Annotated in this window: 15 protein-coding genes; 2 read left to right on the top strand and 13 right to left on the bottom strand. The window is 40.5% G+C overall.

Features of this window, described 5'->3' with window-relative positions; translation table 11 throughout:
- Positions 1-97 precede the first annotated feature (97 nt).
- Complete coding sequence (locus tag HMPREF3108_RS01940) at positions 98-733, top strand: MBL fold metallo-hydrolase (RefSeq protein ID WP_048779838.1); 636 nt, start codon at positions 98-100, stop codon at positions 731-733.
- A gap of 41 nt (positions 734-774) precedes the next feature.
- Here the strand turns inward: HMPREF3108_RS01940 and ftsX are convergent, their stop codons facing one another.
- From ftsX to prfB, 3 genes are all read right to left on the bottom strand, one after another.
- Positions 775-1,701 (bottom strand): permease-like cell division protein FtsX, encoded by a 927-nt coding sequence (gene ftsX, locus HMPREF3108_RS01935; protein ID WP_070493078.1) that lies wholly within the window; start codon positions 1,699-1,701, stop codon positions 775-777.
- The gene (gene ftsE, locus HMPREF3108_RS01930) at positions 1,694-2,386 is read right to left on the bottom strand and encodes a cell division ATP-binding protein FtsE (RefSeq protein ID WP_012130521.1); all 693 of its coding nucleotides are present in this window, start codon (positions 2,384-2,386) and stop codon (positions 1,694-1,696) included. Before ftsE ends, ftsX begins: the two co-directional genes overlap by 8 nt.
- A gap of 22 nt (positions 2,387-2,408) precedes the next feature.
- A protein-coding gene (gene prfB / locus HMPREF3108_RS01925; RefSeq protein ID WP_012130522.1) for a peptide chain release factor 2 occupies positions 2,409-3,504 on the bottom strand; the annotation gives its coding sequence in 2 pieces (ribosomal slippage) (positions 2,409-3,431 and positions 3,433-3,504; 1,095 coding nt in all).
- Between the two features lie 294 nt (positions 3,505-3,798).
- Here prfB and HMPREF3108_RS01920 point away from each other — a divergent pair.
- The gene (locus HMPREF3108_RS01920; protein WP_060970148.1) at positions 3,799-4,662 is read left to right on the top strand and encodes a metallophosphoesterase; all 864 of its coding nucleotides are present in this window, start codon (positions 3,799-3,801) and stop codon (positions 4,660-4,662) included.
- 79 nt (positions 4,663-4,741) lie between these two features.
- Here HMPREF3108_RS01920 and HMPREF3108_RS01915 read toward each other — a convergent pair whose 3' ends face one another.
- From HMPREF3108_RS01915 to pyrH, 10 genes are all read right to left on the bottom strand, one after another.
- Positions 4,742-5,437 carry a YwaF family protein gene (locus tag HMPREF3108_RS01915; protein ID WP_061596651.1) on the bottom strand — a complete coding sequence of 232 codons (696 nt, stop codon included), beginning with the start codon at positions 5,435-5,437 and terminating at the stop codon, positions 4,742-4,744.
- 1 nt (position 5,438) lies between these two features.
- Positions 5,439-6,149: a YwaF family protein gene (locus tag HMPREF3108_RS01910; RefSeq protein WP_061596653.1), complete on the bottom strand. Its 711-nt coding sequence runs from the start codon at positions 6,147-6,149 to the stop codon at positions 5,439-5,441.
- A gap of 56 nt (positions 6,150-6,205) precedes the next feature.
- Positions 6,206-6,817, bottom strand: a complete 612-nt coding sequence (locus HMPREF3108_RS01905; RefSeq protein ID WP_070493075.1) for an NUDIX hydrolase N-terminal domain-containing protein — start codon at positions 6,815-6,817, stop codon at positions 6,206-6,208.
- Positions 6,807-8,177: a UDP-N-acetylmuramoyl-tripeptide--D-alanyl-D-alanine ligase gene (gene murF / locus HMPREF3108_RS01900; protein WP_070493072.1), complete on the bottom strand. Its 1,371-nt coding sequence runs from the start codon at positions 8,175-8,177 to the stop codon at positions 6,807-6,809. Before murF ends, HMPREF3108_RS01905 begins: the two co-directional genes overlap by 11 nt.
- Positions 8,178-8,252: 75 nt before the next feature.
- The gene (locus HMPREF3108_RS01895; RefSeq protein ID WP_012130527.1) at positions 8,253-9,299 is read right to left on the bottom strand and encodes a D-alanine--D-alanine ligase; all 1,047 of its coding nucleotides are present in this window, start codon (positions 9,297-9,299) and stop codon (positions 8,253-8,255) included.
- Positions 9,300-9,428: 129 nt separating this feature from the next.
- On the bottom strand, positions 9,429-10,025 hold the full coding sequence (recR, locus tag HMPREF3108_RS01890; protein WP_045635161.1) for a recombination mediator RecR: 597 nt from the start codon (positions 10,023-10,025) through the stop codon (positions 9,429-9,431).
- Positions 10,026-10,035: 10 nt separating this feature from the next.
- On the bottom strand, positions 10,036-12,102 hold the full coding sequence (pbp2b, locus tag HMPREF3108_RS01885; protein ID WP_176744506.1) for a penicillin-binding protein PBP2B: 2,067 nt from the start codon (positions 12,100-12,102) through the stop codon (positions 10,036-10,038).
- A 164-nt stretch (positions 12,103-12,266) separates the two neighbouring features.
- Positions 12,267-13,121 carry an RNA-binding virulence regulatory protein CvfB gene (gene cvfB / locus HMPREF3108_RS01880; RefSeq protein WP_045635159.1) on the bottom strand — a complete coding sequence of 285 codons (855 nt, stop codon included), beginning with the start codon at positions 13,119-13,121 and terminating at the stop codon, positions 12,267-12,269.
- A gap of 99 nt (positions 13,122-13,220) precedes the next feature.
- Complete coding sequence (gene frr, locus HMPREF3108_RS01875) at positions 13,221-13,778, bottom strand: ribosome recycling factor (RefSeq protein WP_012130531.1); 558 nt, start codon at positions 13,776-13,778, stop codon at positions 13,221-13,223.
- A 21-nt stretch (positions 13,779-13,799) separates the two neighbouring features.
- The gene (pyrH, locus tag HMPREF3108_RS01870; RefSeq protein ID WP_008809391.1) at positions 13,800-14,525 is read right to left on the bottom strand and encodes a UMP kinase; all 726 of its coding nucleotides are present in this window, start codon (positions 14,523-14,525) and stop codon (positions 13,800-13,802) included.
- Between the last annotated feature and the right edge of the window lie 38 nt (positions 14,526-14,563).

Genomic DNA, 14,563 nt, shown 5'->3' with positions numbered 1-14,563 from the left:
CAATCTACCTTTAGCAAAAGATAAATAGCCCATTTTCAAGCTTCATTTCTGCTAAAACTTATTTTTTTTGATACACTCATCATAGAGAGGAAGAATCATGCAAGTACATAAAACATTAAATCCTTTAGCTTACGAAAATACCTATTATATAGAAAATGACAGTCATCTGATCCTAGTTGATCCCGGTAGTAATTTTCAAGCAATCCAAAAGAAAATCACTGAAATCGGAAAGCCTATTTCAGCAATTTTACTAACCCATACCCATTATGACCATATCATGAGCCTAGATTTGGTTCGAGAATCATTCGGATATCCTCCAGTCTATGTAGCTGAAAGCGAAGCCAGTTGGCTCTATACACCTGAGTTGAATCTTTCTGGACTCGATCGACATAATGATATCGAAACACTTGTTTTAAAACCGGCTGAGCATTTCTTTATTTATCATGAAAAATATGACTTGGATGGTTTCACATTTTATGTTCTACCTACACCAGGCCACTCAATTGGGGGAGTCTCCCTTGTCTTTCCTGAAGGTCATTTTGTTCTCTCTGGTGACGCTCTCTTTAGAGAATCAATTGGACGCACAGACCTTCCAACTGGAAATTTTGACCAGCTGATTACTGGTATCAAACAAGAATTGCTTCATTTACCAAAGGAATATGATGTCTATCCAGGCCACGGACCGTCTACGACGATTGCCCATGAAAAAATGTTCAATCCATTTTTAAAATAAACGAACAGAATGAAAAGGATTAGCTTAGCTAATCCTTTTGTTTATATCTTCAAGAAACGTCTCATTGAGAAGACAGATCCAATTGAGCCAATAATGATTCCCAAAACAAAGAGAGAGGCAATCATGATTGGAATAAATAATTTAGGTGCAATCATTGAGAGATTTTGTGCCACTAAACCTTTATTGACTGAACGATAAGCAATATTATATGCAAAATAAACTAGGGCTGCTGGCATAACAGCTCCAAGTAGACCAATCCAGGCACCTTCTAACAAGAAAGGTCCGCGGATATAACCATTTTTTGCTCCTACCAATCGCATAATTTGAATCTCTCGACTCCGAGAAATAATGGTAATCCGAATAGTATTGGAAATCAAGAAGATAGCAATGAATATCAACATACCAGCCAAGATTAAGCCCCATGTCTGAATAAAGTCAGCCAAAGAGAAAATCCGCTTGGTGTTTGCTCCACCATCTTGAACATCAGAGACTCCATCGATTTTCTGGGCTTCTTCCTTCACTGAAGAAACATATTTTGGATCGGTTGTCTCAACGATGTAGGCATCATATAGGGGATTGGCGTCACCATCAAAGATTTTCCAATCACTGCCCATAGTCTCTGTCAATTTTTCATATTGCTCTTGCTTACTTGAAAAAGTAATTTTCTCAATATGATCAATTTTTTTTAAAGCATCATAGACTTTATGGTAATTTTCATTATCAACTGTCTGACCTTCTTTAACAACCGTCAAACTGTTGTCTTCAATATCCTTGCGAACATAAACCATCACTCGAACATTGTTTTTCAAGTCATTGGCTAATTTTGTCGTATTCAAAATAACCGAAACAAAAATTGCAACCAAACTAAGAGTAATCATTACCGTACTGATTGCGGCTACCGTCATCCAACCATTTCGCTTCAAACTTTTTAACGACTCTATCAAATGACGGAAAAATCTACTAATCATCGTATCCGTATTCTCCTTCCGCTTCATCACGTACCACACGGCCATTTTCAATCGCAATGACGCGATGGCGTAAAGTATTTACAATTTGGCTATTGTGGGTCGCCATTAGAACAGTTGTACCTTGCAGGTTAATCCGCTCTAATAAGTTCATAATTTCCCAAGAGTTATCTGGGTCCAAGTTCCCAGTTGGCTCGTCAGCAATCAAAACCTTAGGGTTATTGACAATGGCACGAGCGATAGCAATCCGCTGTTGCTCTCCCCCTGAAAGCTCATTAGGGAAAGAACGCACCTTGTGCTTAAGTCCTACTAGGTCTAAGACTTCCATAACCCGTTTCTTAATGTGACCTCTGCGTTCACCAATTACTTCCATGGCATAGGCAATATTTTCATATACTGTCTTCTTTGGAAGCAGTTTATAGTCTTGGAAGACTACTCCTACTTTACGACGAAGCATTGGTACATCGCGTTTTTTAATTTTAGCCAAATTGAAGCCAGCTACTGTCAACGCACCCTTATCAAGTGCAACTTCACGGTAGAGCAAGCGAATAAAGGTAGATTTACCTGCACCTGAGGGTCCTACAATATAGGCAAATTCCCCTGGTTCTACTTTCACCGTCACACCTCGTAAGGCTGTTGTTCCGTTGTCGTATTTTTTGACAACATCTCTCATTTCAATAATAGACATTTATTACTAAAATTCCCTTCTGTTAGTTGAGACGCCATTTTAAATAAGCATCGATAAAGCCATCTAAATCGCCGTCCATTACCTTATCGACCTGGGCCACTTCATAACTGGTCCGATGGTCTTTAACCATAGTATAAGGTGTAAAGACGTAAGAACGAATTTGGCTTCCCCACGAAATTTCTTTTTTATCGCCCTTTAATGAGTCAACCTCAGCTGCTTTTTTCTCTTGTTCAAGTTGATATAGCTTAGCCTGAAGCATCTTCATTGCACGATCACGGTTCCCATACTGAGTTCGATCAACGGTAGACTGCACCACAATTCCAGTAGGAATGTGTGTCAGCCGCACACCAGTAGAAACCTTATTGACGTTCTGACCACCAGCTCCGCCCGAACGGAAGGTGTCCATCTTAATATCGTCTTCTCGAATTTCTACCTCAATGGTATCATCCAATTCAGGCATAACCTCTACGGAAGTAAAGGATGTATGGCGACGTTTAGCTGAGTCAAATGGAGAAATCCGAACCAAACGGTGAACTCCCATTTCTGACTTAAGCAAACCATAGGCATGTGGCCCCTCAAAAGAGAGAGTAACCGATTTAATACCAGCTTCATCACCAGCCTGATAGTCTAGAACCTCTACTTTGAAGCCCTTGGCATTGCCAAAACGTGTATACATACGGAGCAGCATGTCTCCCCAATCCTGAGCTTCAGTACCTCCAGAGCCTGGATGAATCTCGAGAATCGCATTATTATTATCATATGGTTCAGACAAAAGCAAAGTCATTTCATAGCTGGTCATCATTTTCTCGAGTTCTGCCAGCTTTTCCTCTAATTCCTCTTGAACCGAATCATCCTCAGCTAGAAAATCAAGCAAAATTTCCGATTCATCAAAAAGATCCGTCATCTGATGGAAATTTTCATAGGTTTGTTTGAGTTCATTTAATTCCTGAGATGTCTTTTGAGCGGCAATGTTATCATCCCAAAAGTCAGGTTCTGTCATCTTATTTTCTAAGATGGCGATTTCTTCTTCCAGACCTTCTAAGTCAAAGAGACCCCCTGAAAGAAGCTAATTTTTCACGATTTGCGTCAATCTTTTGACGAATTTCTGAAATATCCATAACTACCTCTTTTCACATATCGTTTAATTATACCATACTTATACACGTTTGACTATTTTTTGAAATAAAATTCAAGAAGTCCAGAATCCAGTGTATGATACTTTTTAATGAATAGCAAGCCAAGGGACTCCTTGTTACAAAATTGTTAGAAAAGTAAATTTTACGACATGAAAAAGGTCTATTCTTTTCCTAATATCTTAACCACTCTACTTTGAATATCCCTTAAAATCAGCTCTGCAAAACTAATTAAACTTATATATGTTCATGTAAACAATTTTGTGCTAGACTAAAACCATGACAAGAATCGGATTTATGAGCGACCTCCATCTGGACTCCAATCAGTTTGGACACTTTGAACTAGAGACACTTAAGGAGGTTTTAAAAAAAGAGAGAATTGACCATCTTCACATTGCAGGGGATTTATCTAATGATCTAGCCCATATTAGTTTGCCCTTTATTGAAGACTTGATGCAAGAACTTCCCACCTCTTTTAATCTCGGCAACCACGATATGCTGGGACTTTCTGAGCAAGAGATTTCTAACTATGATTTTCAGGTCCAACAGTTTGGTCAGACCAAACTCGTTAGCTTTTCTGGCTGGTATGATTACAGCTTTGTTCCAGAAAAAAGCAAGGAAGAGCACCTGAGAACAAAAAATAACTTCTGGTTTGATCGTAGATTAGATAGGAAACTAGACGATCCCAGCATTACAGCTCACAGCCTCCTTCAGTTAGAAAAACTGCTGGCTTCTTTGGATGGTCCCATTATTATTGCTCTACATTTTGTCCCCCATCAAGAATTTCTTTATGACCACCCATATTTCCAACGCTTCAACGCCTTCCTAGGTAGCCAAGCTTTTCACCAGCTCTTTGTCAAATATGGGGTGAAAGATGTCGTTTTTGGCCATCTTCATCATCGTCACCATAGCCGAGTCATTGATGGTGTTCGCTATCACATGCGTCCTTTGGGCTATGTTCGTGAATGGAAACTGACTCAAAACTTTTTTAATGACTTTCCTCAGTATAAGATTTCACAGATGTATCGTCTTCACAAGCGTTATAACACAATTAAAGATTTAGAAGAATTTCTTGACTATAAGAAAAAACACCTGGCAGATGAACTGCGAGATGCCTTGACAATTCTTGATACCAAATCATAAAGACTTAAACAAAAGCAGCCCTTGAAGAGCTGCTTTTAATATTTAAATTCTAAAGAAACCCACTTCTTTTCAAGCCCTCTTAAGCCGACCTTTTTCTTCTAAAAAGTTTTCTTTTGAAAATATTTCTTTTAAATAATTCGTCAAAGAGAAGCAAGGCCAGAATCAGAATAAAAGAGACCAAAGAATAGTTTATCAAGAGGTTGTCCCCACTGATAAAAGGAGGTCTAGCTAGAAGGCCATAATTTCCTCCTGTCATTTGATTGACCCCTATCAAGAAGAGATTTAACATCAAGGTATAGGCAATAATCTCGGACTTTTTTAGTAAACGTTTATCATAATGATTAAATAGATAAATCAAAGAATTAACTAAAAGTGCATAATGACCAATCAAAAATGAAAAGCTTGTAATATGTGGAAAGTCATAAGGATCAAATACAGGGTAACCCAAGGCAAAAATAGCACCACTAGCTCCAAGTAAAGCAAAATACTGCTTTATCTTCCATTTATCTGGTAAGAAAATCATGGCAAACATGGCTAGTCTACAATGATAAAGAGGAAGACTGTTGGCCAAAGGAAGACGGAAACCGATATACCAAGCATAAAGAGCCAAAAGCTGAACAAACTGAATCCACTTAAACGCCTTAACAAAGCCTGGATTGTCGTGATATTTTACTGCACCATAAATGGATAAGGCGACAAGAGAAATCATCAAAGCATAGGCAAGAGCCGAGATCAAAGGCGGAGCTGTCTGATTTGTCGTTAAAAATGGAAGCATCTCATTCTCTCCAATCTTTTAAAAGGAATATTCTGTTTTCCTGAGCTTCTTTCAAGCGTTTAAAAAGAAGGGAAAAACCACATAAAGCTACAACTAATACTGAAGATACTAAAAGGAAATTTCCTAACATACCATAGTCACCAACTAAAGGAGGATTTTTGAGGAATCCATAGTCTCCACCAGTTAGCTGATTCACAAGGAAAATGACAGCATTCATGCCAAAGGTTATTTCAATAATCCGACGATTGGATAAAATTTTATAGTCGTACTCATTCATCAAATAAACAATGGAGTTTCCCAAAAGAGCCAAATGCCCAACTAAATAAGAAAATAAGGTAATATGCGGAAGCGGGTAAGGATCAAAAATTGGATGAAGCAAGGCACAAATCGGTCCAAACACCCCCAACAAGGCAAAGTATTGTTTATAAGATGTTCTCCTTGGCAAGAGCAAGACTGCAAACATAGCAATCCGGCAATGATAAAAAGGCAAACTCTCAGTCAAGGGAGCCTGAGTGGCCATGTACCAACCATACAAAAGAACCAATTGGACAATCTGCAGTCCTTGAAAAATTCTTTGAAAGCTTTTTTGTTTGTAAAATCTACTTGCGCTATAGATCACAATAAATAAAGCAAGTAGCATGAGCACTAATCCTAGGGGTGTTAATACGGGCGGTTCTGTTTTTTGACTTGTAAAAAAATCTCCCATTCTCATCTCCTATTTTTAAAATTAATAATAAAGTATTTAATAGTCTTTGACTAATTTTTCAACTAATCCAAATACTGTTCTCTGTCTCCTTGATAAATCTCCCAAAGGATTTCCAACTGCTCTTTTGTCGTCCGCTTAGAAGATAACTCTGGTAAAGATTGGATATCAAAGAAAGCTAACTCTTCTATTTCTGCATTAGGATGAAAATCTCCATCTTCTATCTGACACTCGAAGACCAGTTTAGCATATTGCTTACTCTGAAATTGAAATTTATTAGTATCAAAGATTGCAAGCAGACGAGAAACTGAAGCATTAAATCCCGTTTCTTCTTGGACTTCTTTGACGATATTTTCCTTAGGAGATAGTCCGACTTCACAAAAGCCGCCAGGTAAAGCCCAAGTATTCTCATTTTTACCCTTGACCAAACAGACTTTTCCGTCTCGAACCAGTACAGCTCGGACATCAATCAAGGGAGTGGCATAAAAATCCGTTGGGCGCAACAGCTCTGCCAATTCTTTCCCATCCAAATCTGACCAATCAGCCAGGAGGTGCCCCAAAAGCTGACGGAGTTCTAAGTAACGTTCTCGATCAAATTCATCACGACTAAATGCCAGACCTGTCTCTGTAATAGAAAGGAGACGTTGAATGGTTTTTGCAGTTTCTTTAGTTTCCATCTTCCAAGTCCTCTACCAGCTTCGCCAGATTCATAGAATTGCTGCCTTTGAGAAGGATTTGGTCGGCAGTAGTCAGCTTCTCTCTGACAGCTTTGGTCAGCTGTTCAAACTGGTCTTTCTCGTCATTTTTGATAAAGTAATGGACTCTTCCTGGCGGGTAGATTTCCTTGGCATAATCATAGAGAGCTTCCATATCCTGTCCATAGAGGAAAAGGTCGGTCACAATTTCTGGATTGAGGCTGGTAATCATAGAGCCGTGCATGGACTTAGAGTCCGCTCCCAGCTCTTTCATATCCGCCAGCACTGCCAATTTTCGTCCGCCTGGATTGGCTGGAATGGTCGAGAAAGTCTCCAGAATCAAGCGCATAGCTGTTGGATTAGCATTGTAGACATCCGATAAAATATCTGCGCCATTGGCAGCTTTCTTCCACTCCGTTCGATTTCGGGTCAGCTCCAGCTCGGAAAAGGCCTGAGCAATATCTGCTTCAGACACACCTTCCTGCAGAGTCGCATAGGCTGCAATCATGGCGTTAGTTGCATTGTATTTACCGGTCACAGGCAGGTCAATCCTCTGCTCTAAAAAGTTACATTCAAAGCTCAAACTATCCTTGCGCTCTTCCAGACGCGTCAGGAAGATATCCGCATCAGGACCAAAGCGAACTAGCTTGCAGTCTGCTGGCAGAAATTCATTGACAATCTTATCCGCCGGAACGATCAAGAGGCCATCTTTTTTCAAACCGTCTGCAATCTGCATCTTGCCTTGGGCAATTTCAGTTCGGCTGCCGAAAAATTCCAGATGGGCTTCTCCGACCAGAGTTACAATGGCCGTCTTAGGTTTGGCCAGTTCAGACAGGAGATGGATATCGCCCAAGTGGTCCTGCCCCATTTCTAAGACAAGTTTCTCTGTGTCTTCAGGCATGTGAAGAACCGTGTAAGGCAGACCAATTTCGTTGTTGTAATTACCTTGTGTCTTATAGGTTTTGTAGCTGGTTGCTAGTAGCTGAGCCAGCATGTCCTTGGTCGTCGTTTTACCGTTGGAACCTGTCACCGCCAGCACATCTACCTGCATCTTTTCCAGATAGTATTTGGCCAAGCGCTGGAAGGCCGTCAGGACATCATCGACCAAGATATAAGCCCCCTCTGCCACTGGACGCTCAGATAGGGTGGCTGCAGCTCCCTGAGCAAAGGCTGTCGCAATAAAGTCGTGGCCGTCACGCGCTCCCTTAAGCGGCACAAAAAGGTCACCCGACTTAATCAAACGGCTGTCAAACTCAGCATTTCTAAGTGCGACATTTTCAAACTGAGTCACATCATTTTTCGCAGATAGGACTTCTGCGATTTCATATAAATCTAATTTCATACTTCTTCCTCGTTTTTCGGTTTGCTCGCAAAAAGAAAGGACCGAAAATTTTCAGCCCCTCTATTATATCATATTTTAGAGAAGATGCGCCTCTCTCTTAGCAAATGCCTCTTCAGCTAAAGCAACTAATTTCTCAATCAAGTCAGGATAGGCTAACCCCATATTTTCCCAGAGCAATGGATACATAGACCACTGGGTGAAGCCTGGCATGGTATTGAGCTCGTTGAGAAAGACCTGACCATCTTCTGTATAGAAGAAATCACAACGAGATAGTCCTAAACCTCCAATAGCACGAAAAGCTATCTCAGCATTTTGACGCATAGTATTCACAACACCTTCAGGAAGCTGAGCTGGGATTGCCATGGTGATTTTATTGTCAATATATTTTGCTTGATAGTCATAGAAAGCCACGTCCTTAACAACTTCCCCTGGAAGACTGCTTTTGACATCAGCGTTACCAAGAAGTCCGACCTCAATCTCACGAGCTGTTACACCTTGCTCGACCAGTACCCGGCTGTCGTATTTGAAAGCCAGGTCCAGAGAAGCACGCAGTTCTTCCTGATTATCAGATTTTGAAATGCCGACACTGGAGCCCATATTAGAAGGTTTGGTGAAGACGGGATAGGACAGTTTCTCTTCGATTTCCTGGATTTTTTGCTCTAGATCCTCACCATCAACCAGTGCTACATAAGGCACTTGAGCAATACCTGCCGATTCTAGCACTCGTTTGGTCGTAATTTTATCCATGGCCAGGCTAGAAGATAGAATATTACAGCCAACATAAGGCATTTTGAGTACTTCTAGGAAGCCTTGGATAGAGCCATCTTCGCCCATAGGACCATGCAGGACTGGAAAAACTACTGCTCCTTCTTCGTAAATATCGCTAGGTTTAATCTTTCGAGACATGTCCACTGTGTCATTAGTCATCAAACGAACATCTTCTGCTGGCTTAGAAGAGAACTCTTGCGTCTTGATAAAGTCGCCCTCTTTTGTGATGAAGTAAGTTTTTACAGAAAACAGATCATAATTTATAGCCCGCATAACACTTTCTGCCGACAAGACTGATACTTCCCGCTCTGCACTACGACCACCGTACAACAAAATTAAACTTTTCTTTGCCATCTCGTCTATCCTATTCTTTAAAGTTTTTATACTTGAGATTGATTCTCTTTAGACCGTTTTAGTATATCATAATTCCGATTTTTTTTGAACAGAAAAAAAGATTCTTCAAGAATAGAAGAATCCTTATTTTTATAATTCCGTCCGATTTTCGATTGCACGAATCAAGGTTACCTCATCCGCATACTCAATATCAGAACCAACTGCTAAACCACGCGCTAGTCGAGTAACTTTAATACCAGCAGGTTTCAAGACCCTTGAGATATACATAGAGGTTGCTTCTCCGTCTGCTGTTGCATTGGTCGCAACGATAACCTCTGATACTTCGCTATCCATCAAACGAGTAATCAGACTCTTAAGATTGATATCATCCGGTCCAATACCGTTCATAGGTGAAATCAAGCCATGCAGGACATGATAAAGTCCGTGGTATTCTTGAATATTTTCCATGGCTGAGACATCTCTACTATCCTCAACAATTAAGATTGTAGATTGATCACGCGATTCGTCTCGACAAATAGCGCAGGGATCTTCATCAGTCAGATTACCACAAATTGAGCAGTAGCTCAGCTCACGCTTGGCTGCCAAAAGATTTTTAGCAAATTCATTGACATCATCATCACTCATTCCAATGGTGTAAAAGGCTAAACGTGTAGCCGTCTTGATACCAATACCAGGCAGTTTAGAAAAACTATCGATGAGCTTGGCGATAGGGGTTGGATATAACATAGCATCCTTTCTAATTCATAGGGTGTAGTTGATTATAGAGATTAATAATATCTCGGGTAACGCTGTTGCTAACCGTTGATGATAGATTGGTATTATGCAGGAAAACAACCGCCACTGCGATTTTAGGATTATCACTTGGTGCATAGGCTACAACATTAGTGTTGATAGCCTGCTGACCATTATTAACAAATGTTTCAGCCGTTCCTGTCTTAGCACTGATTGGAACTGACTCACCTTGAGAAATGGTTCTTCCTGTCGTAAAACCACTTCCCCCGTGAACCACTTGGTAGAAACCTTCCTTGATCAATTTCATATTCTCTTCAGAAATGTTCACTTGATTCAAAATCTTGGTTTCTTTCTTTTCAATCAAGTCTCCTAGGCCACCATTTTTGTCGTTAGCATAAATACCTTCAACTAAATGCGGGGCAACCCGTTTACCATTATTCGCGACTGTAGCTGCATACTGAGCTAATTGCAAAGGTGTGTAGTTATCAAACTGACCAAAAGCATTGGTCAAGTAATTAGCAAAAGTGAACTCTTTAGGAGTATAACCTTGAGATTCTGTCGGAAGGTCCACTCCCGTTTTAGCACCCAAGCCATATTCTGCAAAAGTCTCTCTCAGTTTTTCCATGGAAGAGTCTAAATTCTTCAAATCCACTCCCATATTCGGAGTATAAGGTGTTCCCATCATCTTGAGGGCAACTTGCACCATATAAGTATTTGATGAATACTCTAGGGCTTCCACAGCTGTAATATCGCGATTACCATAGCTAGTAAACCATGATGTAATTGATGACGAATCCTGACCGAAGACTATTGGTTGGTCCGTCAAGGTCTGATTGCCTGAGATAGCATTATTAGCCCAACCTGCTGTCAAAGTGGCTGCCTTAACTACTGATCCTGGTACCACGATATCTGTCACAGTTCCCAAAGAGTTTGAGCTGACATTTCCTGATTTCAAATCATGCTTAACTCCGGCCATAGCAAGAATAGCTCCAGTTTCTGGGTTCATGACAACAGCATAGGCTCCTTCAGAATAAGTGGCATTCCCTGCTGTTAATTCCGCGACAAAAGCGTTTTTTAGAATCTCATCTACACCATTTTGAAAAGCCATTTCCACAGTCAGCTTGAGATTTTTTCCCTTGCTTCCTTCAGAAATTGTGTCGATACTTTCCATATTCCCGTTCTTGTCCAGGTGGATTTCCTTAATCGCCCGTTCTCCTTGCAGGACCGACTCATATTCTTTTTCAAGATAAGAGGTTCCCACCCGGTCTTTCAAAGAATAACCCTTCTTCAAATAGGCATCTACTTCCTCAGCTGGGATACCTGCTTTTTCGCTTGAAACACTACCGATAATAGAAGCTAAGGGAGTGTCCAAAACCTTGCGCTCCCAGGCAGTTGAAATACTAATTCCAGTTAATTCCTTGCCACTAGACGCAATTAGAGCCACCTGTTCTGTTGATAAATCGTCCGTACGAATATTTCCCGTCTCGAAATTAGCAATCTCATTCATCTGGCTAAAGAGAAAAATAGCCTTTTTCTCCTGATCACTATAGTTAAGACTAGATACATCCACACTTTCTACAGCATTATTGTAAATTTTTGATTCAGACAGTCGGTTTCCATCTGAGTCAAACTTCTTCTTCTTCGGTAGCTTGGCAACTACTTCTTGGTAAACCTCTGGATCCGCTAGATAATAATCAGCAATCTGGCGCTTTCTTAAGTCTACATCTGTCACATCCACATAATCCAGTAACTTATTGGCAGTTTCTTTGATATCGGCAGCAGTCATCTTATTACTGCGAGTAAAGGAAACAACTTGTTTGGTTGCATTTTCAACCAAAGGCTTCCCAGATGCGTCATAAATTTGCCCACGAACCGAGCTTAGTTTTATCTTTGTTTGGCTAGCAGTTGCTAATTTTTTAGTATAAAAATCTTGATTGAAGACCTGCATATAAGCCAGACGGCCAATCAAAGTCACAAATAATATAATCACCATTCCAAATAGGAGATTTAAGCGTCTCGGAATAGAATGGCTATCAAATTTTCTTTCTTTCTTAGGCATATTTTCTCTCATTCTAGTAAAAGTTTCTTCTATTCTACCACAAAAAGATAAAAAATAATCTGGGAAAGAAGCCCAGATTATAAGAGGAATGTCTCCTGATGGAGGAGAATCTTATCATTGGAAAAGGGGTAAATTCGCTTGGCTTCCTTCCAAATTCATAAGTTTTAAATGATTCCTCAAAGTAGCTCAGTGCCAGTCGGATCTTGCTTAATTTTTCCTGCCTTCATCAGACCACCCAGAGCTTTTTTGAACTGTCCCTTAGAAATACCAAAAGTGGCCTTGATATCTTCTGGGGAGGATTTATCGTTTAAGGTCATAAAGCCACCATTGCTTTCTAGGTAGGTCAGAATCATCTGAGCATCATTTTCCAGCATCTCAAAAGAGCGGGGTTTAAGAGAAAGATTAAGAGTACGGTCTACTTCACGGAAACCAATGACCCGCGCATCTAAGACCTGCCCCAAACGTGGCTCTGTATAACGCTCACTTGGATGGATAAAACCCAGCATATTATTCTCCGGAAGGTAAACAAAGGTACCTGAAAGCTTCAGGCGATAGACAATAGCTGGCCAATTTTGATTTTGCATATTGTTATAGGCCGGACGAGCCAAACGTTGAAAGTCTTCCTGATAGGCCAGATTAGCCCAAATTCGGTCTTTCTTGTCTACACTCAGGCGTACATAGAGCTTATCACCCTTTTTGGGCCAAAGCTCCTTCAACTCAGGTAAAATATCCAGCGATACAACAATTTCCTTATCAGGAAGTCCAGTATCGACAAAGACACCCAAGTCCTTACGCACTTCAGTCACTGTTCCCCAGCCAAAGCTTTCTTGGGTCGCTGTTACATCTAGAGTCGTCAGGCGTAATTTTTGCTTCATATCAGTGTAGGCAAATCCCTTAACAGACTCGCCCAGCTGATGCTCGCCTTCTTCCTTAGCTAGGGCGTAGGTCTGACCATCCTTCTGGACAAAGTAAAAACGGTCGTTTTCATCTATAACCAAGCCCACAATATAATTAGCAAGATTTGTATTCATTGATTCCTTCTTCTACCTTGCTTTTTTTTGAAGGGCAAGGATATTTATGTTAAAACAACTCAGTCAGCAGTGCCAACTGAGTGTTCATTTGATAAAATTTTAAACTTCTAATAGTTCTTTTTCTTTGTGCGCAGTCATTTCATCAATATGCTTGACGGCGTCATCTGTTACTTTTTGAATATCTTTTTCTAAAGTCTTCAATTCGTCTTCAGTGATTTCTTTTGCTTTTTCTTGCTTCTTAGCTTCATCCATAGCATCACGACGGATATTTCGAATCGCAATCTTAGCGTTTTCGCCAATTTTTTTCACTTCTTTAGCCAAGTCGCGACGAGTTTCCTCAGTCAAAGCCGGGATAACCAAACGGATAACAGATCCATCGCTGGCTGGCGTAATACCAAGATCAGACGCATTGATAGCACGTTCGATATCTTTAAGTGAAGATTTATCAAAAGGTGTCACCAAGAGAACACGTGCTTCAGGAATAGTAATAGAAGCAATTTGATTGAGCGGAGTCTCTACACCATAGTATTCAACGCTGATACGGTCTAACAAACTTGCATTCGCACGACCCGCACGGACAGCTCCAAATTCACGCGCCAAATTTTGATGCGAATGACTCATTCTTTCTTTTGCTTTTTCTACAATTGCATTTGCCATAAGTTTTTTATCTCCAATTTCTTATAAATTATTTGATACTGTTGTCCCGATTTGCTCTCCAAAGACAACACGTTTGATATTTCCAGCTTCATTCATGTTAAAGACAACCAAATCGATATCGTTGTCCATAGAAAGAGTAGAAGCTGTAGAATCCATGATTCGCAATCCCTTGCTGATGACATCGCGGTGGGTCAATTCGTCAAACTTAACAGCAGTCTTATCTTTCTTAGGATCCGCATTGTAGACCCCATCAACACCATTCTTAGCCATCAAAATTGCATCTGCCTCAATTTCTGCAGCACGAAGGGCGGCTGTTGTATCGGTTGAAAAGTAGGGTGATCCGATACCGGCTCCAAAAATAACAATACGTCCTTTTTGTAAATGACGGAGTGCACGACCTCGAATGTACGGCTCTGCAACTTGTTGCATAGCAATTGCAGTCTGAACGCGAGTATCAACCCCAACTCTCTGTAGAGAATCAGCCATGACCAAAGCATTCATAACAGTCCCCAACATACCAGTATAGTCAGCTTGTACACGATCCATTCCAGCTTCGGCAGCTGGTTCTCCACGCCAGAGATTGCCACCACCGATAACAAGAGCAATTTCAATTCCTAAATCGTGAACTTCCTTGATCTCTTCAGCCATTTTTTGAACGGTCTGAATATTGATACCAACACCTTTGTCACCAGCAAGAGCTTCGCCGGACAACTTGATTAGAATACGTTTATACTTGGGTTCTACCATTTTTACACTCCTTATTTTATCTGTACTATTTTACCACA

It is taken from the genome of Streptococcus sp. HMSC10A01 (assembly GCF_001807785.1).
Classification (GTDB): Bacteria; Bacillota; Bacilli; order Lactobacillales; family Streptococcaceae; genus Streptococcus; species Streptococcus gordonii.
The sequence above is the reverse complement of the archived record's forward strand: the minus strand, read 5'-3'. Positions and strand labels throughout refer to the sequence as shown.